We start from the raw sequence: 5,095 nt of genomic DNA on the forward strand, positions 1-5,095 counted from the left end.
GAGCGGATTCCATCAGGGCCAGAGGCATTGAGACCTCACCCCAAAGGCCGGATATATGGAAGCATTACTCTTTAGTCATGATGGAAAACTTATCCTTGCAAAGCGGGGCGGACCATATATGACCCCGACTTCCCTCAACAACCGAGATGTCAGGCGCTTGAACGTCCACGGGAAGCTCGGGGGCCTTTATTCAAGATTCAAGACCTGTCACTGTTTTTTGGTCATCGCCGGGTATTCCAGAATATCTGCAAGCCAGTCAGACCGGTCATCATCAGTCCAGCTGATCAGTTTATTCAACCCAAGGGGATCTTTCCTTTTCTTCTCATAGGTTGTATGCCAATCAAGCAGTGTGACCGCATCGATACGGTGGCACATTTTGTCGATCACACTGGCTAATTGTATTGGCGTCATCTGGTCGCGATAAGGTTGCAGTATTTCAAGTTCTGTCTCCCCTAACACCTGAAAATGATCGAGGGTGGCCATCGCCGTTGCCAGGGTAACTTGTGGTCTGTGCAGGGAGTTATCAGTAACCGGCGGCGGTGGAATCAGAGATAATGGCTGAGTAATGGTTGCCTGATCAGCCATGTTTCTTGCATCAATCTCTGTCAGCCTTGCGCTAACTGCATTTTTAACACTATCCGGAACAATAGCCGCCTGCTGTTCAATGACCGGGGCGAGCGCCTGGCATAATTTGTCAGTTAACTGGCCATTTTTGGCATAGTAATCCAGTGACGTCCAGACCACGAGATTTAATGGCAGGCCTGACTTGATAACACTGAGAATAACACTGGGAGGCACTCTTTTTTGGTTCGCGGCTTTCTGGTTCGCGGCTTTTGGGTTTCCGGTTTTTTCGGTCTCACTGGCTCTTGCCCGCATGCGTGCCAGTCTCTCATCTAGCCTGACCACGCAGGGTTCTCGCGGGCCCCGGGACTTTTTATACCACCGTTCGGTGAATTCCGTTGCCGTGAAAAACATTTGCACCTGTGCCAATGACCAGTTATTAATCACAAAACCACTACCGGCGAGGCTGAATTCCGGTTTGGGCAGTACCACCGATCCACTACCAGACAACCTTCCACACAACACCGTCAGCTGTTGCTTCTCAAACTTATACTCTGGTGTCTGCTCAAGCTCAATCAGCATGGCGATTATAAAGTTCCATAGCCGTCTATTTCCCGGCATGGCGGCATCACCATTGATCACCACGCCTTTGCCATTCCTGCTGGCCACCTGCGATGAAAAGCAAAGATCCGGTATATGTTCATAGTCGTTCAGGTAATGATGTGCCAGCAGCAGCCCTTCCATCAGTAGCTCTTGTGCTTTTAACTTGAGGGTTTCGGCAGTGTTAGCCCGCCGGTCAATACAGGCATCCAGGAACCCTTGCATTTTTTTGGGTCCGAATGTCTGGTGTATCCGGTACAGTTGGCGGATGGTCGGCACAATGTCAAGGACGCTGTCGAGTTTTTCCCCATAGCCCGGGCGTTTCGCCTCTGGCTGTGACCAGAGAATCTCCAGCATCATTGCTTTACTTCGTGCCATCGTAAATTGCTGGTCAAGCTGTTCCCGAAGCGGCTTCAATGCATCCCATTGGACCTTGTCCGGGGCAGGGCTCAGCTTTGCGCACAGCACAATGTACGTCAGACATTCGCATTCAGGCAGCTGCGTCAGGGCAAACCTGACGGTATCCAGGGGAGCAGGAATAGAGAGCGCCTTCGTTAGCAACCGTCTATCCTGTTGGTCTTCATTATGCCTTGACAGCCAGAAACGCACGCCTGCTCCGCCATGGTTAAAGAGCATCGGCAGCAACGATGTCAGCGCAGAGAGCACCTGGCTTCTGTCATTTTGACGAGCATTTGTGAAAGACGTCAGGTATTGTTCAAATTCCGCAACATTCATACGCCACTTGTTGGGAGCAGAACAGAACAGTGCCAGGACTTTCATCTGTTGCTCTTCTGCCCGCTCATGATCCGGCTCATTATCCGAGTCACTGAAGTCGTCGTCACTGTCTATGGAATACTCTGGAAGATCGGGAAGATATCGGCGAAGTGCCCGCTCATTGGCAGTCAGCAGGCGTGGTTCGGGCAGTCCGGAACTTATAAACACTCGGCTGGCGATCTGCAGACAACGTTTTTTGTTTTCCCGGGGTAGCCACCGAATAAACGCGCTTGTGTGCGCCTCAGTGGGGAAGCCTTTGTCGCTATTCATGGAAGCAATGGGCGTAAGCAGCTCCCGGTCGATGGGATTGTCCTGGACAGCCTCGTCACATCCCTGCCAGTCCTGTCTCAGACAAGGCATAGACATAAACGCTGCCACTTGCGCATTTGCAGGGAAGCCTTTGCCATGATTCATAGAGGTAATGTGCATGAGCAGCGCCCGGTCGATTGCCTTGTCTTGAACAGCCTCGTCGCCCCCGGGCTGCCAGCCCTGTCTCAGGCAAGGTATGGTCATAAAGGCCTCCACTTGCGCCTTTGTGGGGAAGCCTTTGCAACTATTCATGGAAGCAATGCGCTTGATCAGCTCCCGGTCGATTGGCTTGTCTTGAACCGCCTCGTCGCGGCCCTGCCAGTCCTCTTTCAGGCACGGCATAGACATAAAAGCTGCCACTTGCTCTCTTGTCGGGAAGCCTTTGCAATGATTCATAGAGGCAATGTGCATGAGTAGCACCCGGTCGATTGGCTTGTCTTGAACCGCCTCGTCGCGGCCCTGCCAGTCCTCTTTCAGGCACGGCATAGTCATAAAAGCTGCCACTTGCTCTCTTGTCGGGAAGCCCCTGGTACTATTCATGGAGGCAATGTGCATGAGCAGCACTCGATCGACGGGATTATCTTGAACAGCCTCATCGCCCCCGGGCTGCCAGCCCTCTTTCAGGCACGGCATAGTCATAAAAGCTGCCACTTGCTCCTTTCTCGGGAACCCTTTGCCATTGTGCATGGAGGAAATGTGTATGAGCAGCTCCCGGTCGATCGGCTCACCTTGAACAGCCTCATCGCCCCCGGGCTGCCAGCCCTGTTTCAGGCAAGGTATGGACATAAAAATTGCCACTCCCTTCCTTGACGGGAAGCCCTTGCCATTGCGCATGGAAGCAATCTGTTTCAAGAAAGGCTGACTGGCAATAAACCTGATCACTTCCTCACTTTGTTCTGTAAAGTCCTTTATCTGATACTTCAGGTTCAGCATGCTGGTGAGACAGCCGGTGTTTTTAATTTGATTCGTATTGACCGCCGAAAAAAAGGCAGAGGCTTTGGCAAAATAGGTTGAGAAAAGCTCAGGCGTTTTAGTAATGCTATATAATTTCAATTTGGCAAAAAGGGTAGAAAAAGGCGGCTTGCTTCTGTTTTTAGATAATTCAATCTGCCTCTCACCGAGGAGTTTCAGCAGTTTTTCGGCATTTTGGACGACTCTTTTCAAATCATGTTTCAAATCATGTTTCAAATCATGCCTGGTTTCCAGATTCTCATTAGTCAAGTGTTCCCGTAATGCTTCCTGATGCTCTGGAAGAAACTTTGAGAGAACCTCAGCGGGGATTTCTGCTGGCTCTTCATCCTCCATTGGTTCAATATTATCCGGCACCGGTGCCGGGGCGGTCTCACTGGTGGTAGAAAGAATATTCCCACTTGTGGGCCGTGTTTTTTCTGGTGGCGGCACGAATACAGCCACCGACAGAGACTCTGTGCGGGCCGTTACCACCGGTTCTATCTCCATTGGCTCTTGTGCGGGCTGTTCCCTGAAGACCACACGCCCACCGTCATGAACACGCCTTAGCTTTATCGAAGGAGCAAGCGGTTGCTCAGGGGGCTGTTGATGCTTCGTCAAGATGATGGCTGCACTGGTCGTCTGTGCAACCTGATAACCCCTCCTGCTGCGCTTTCTTTTTTGTCTTTGAGATCCATGGTTTGCCGGAGTCCCGTTGCCCGTAAGTAGAGGTACAACATAATCTGCCGGGGGGGTTGGCATGAAGATTCTCTTTGACTATTTAATTGTCCGGTAATTACGGCAGTTAAGATCAGTGTGAGAACGCCCTGTTCGCCTGGCGCTGGCCAGATGGCATCCAATGCCCGAAATGTGGCTCCCGCAGTTTCTGCAAGCTTCATCAAAAAGCTGAATTCCAGTGCAATTGCTGTCGGTGCCAAACCTCGCTTACCCAGCAACACCATCTTTGACTCGAAGTGGTAATCAGGAAAGACTTTCACCACAGAGGCACAAAGGAAGAAAAAAGCAAACTTTTCTTTGTGCCTCTGTGCCTTTGTGGTTCAAAGCTTTTATGCTTTTTGTGACGGTCTCCTTCGCGGGGATGACGGCTATATGGCTATCAACGCTTGGCTGCACTAGGAGGCTGTCCGAGAATAGCGCCCGTAGCGAGGATGGCAGAAAATTTCCGACTTTTTAGACCAATTTGCTGCCACCGCAGTAGGGCAGTCTATTCTCGGACAGCCTCCTAGCCAGTTCTCAACATCAACAACACCAGTTAAGTGGTTTCATCGCCAGCTGCGCACCACGCAACCCCTGCCGGTAACCGGTAATCAAGTGATAGGCTATATAGCCGCCGGCAACCACCAATCCGCCCCCTGCCACTGAAAGGAAAAGTACGGGAATTTCTACCGGGCAATCATTATCGAGCGAACGAGAGAACGGTTCCATGTATTCTCTCTTGACAGTGCAATCGGGTGCTAATACACGTGGGTCTGCTCTTTGGCAAAGATCCGGAGGATTGGAGAGAGATACACTACCCTTTGGCTTGCCATTGACAAGGGTTCTCAACGCTTTGGTGTCGCCAACAATTCTTCCCCCTTCTACCGTCCCTGCCCCGATGCCGTCTGCTTTATTAGACGGGGCTTTGACCTCGCAGTCCACCGCCGCGGTGTTGCCAACTTTACCACCCGTTAGGACATACCCCCCCCCGATGGCACCGAGGCCTCCACTATTGACCTTGCAGTTCACCGCTGTAGTGTTGCCAAGCGTTCCTTTAACCCGCCCCCCCCCGATGCCGGCATATGCCCAGCGATCTCTGGTTTCTACCCTGCTGTACAATGCCGTAATGCTTCCAACCTTTCCCTCTTCTAAATTCCCCGCCCCGATGCCGGCATGTGCCCAGGAT

At 51.7% G+C, this 5,095-nt stretch carries 2 protein-coding genes and 1 pseudogene; 1 reads left to right on the forward strand and 2 read right to left on the reverse strand.

Annotated features, from left to right (window positions below):
- Positions 1-207: 207 nt before the first annotated feature.
- Positions 208-3,954: a hypothetical protein gene (locus tag J7438_RS24455; RefSeq protein WP_209278665.1), complete on the reverse strand. Its 3,747-nt coding sequence runs from the start codon at positions 3,952-3,954 to the stop codon at positions 208-210.
- 59 nt (positions 3,955-4,013) lie between these two features.
- Between J7438_RS24455 and J7438_RS28525 the strand changes: the two are divergent.
- Positions 4,014-4,160, forward strand: a pseudogene (locus J7438_RS28525) (transposase); the annotation flags it as partial.
- A 292-nt stretch (positions 4,161-4,452) separates the two neighbouring features.
- On the opposite strand, the gene J7438_RS24465 reads toward J7438_RS28525, so the two are convergent.
- Positions 4,453-5,095 (reverse strand): hypothetical protein (locus J7438_RS24465; RefSeq protein WP_209278666.1); only part of this gene is annotated, 643 nt, incomplete at its 5' end.

The sequence above is a fragment of the Thalassotalea sp. G20_0 genome (assembly GCF_017744175.1).
Classification (GTDB): Bacteria; Pseudomonadota; Gammaproteobacteria; order Pseudomonadales; family Endozoicomonadaceae; genus Endozoicomonas.

Excerpts from the sequence above, each read along its gene's own strand:
- J7438_RS24455 (WP_209278665.1), bottom strand. The coding sequence starts at position 3,954 with ATGCCAACCCCCCCGGCAGATTATGTTGTACCTCTACTTACGGGCAAC.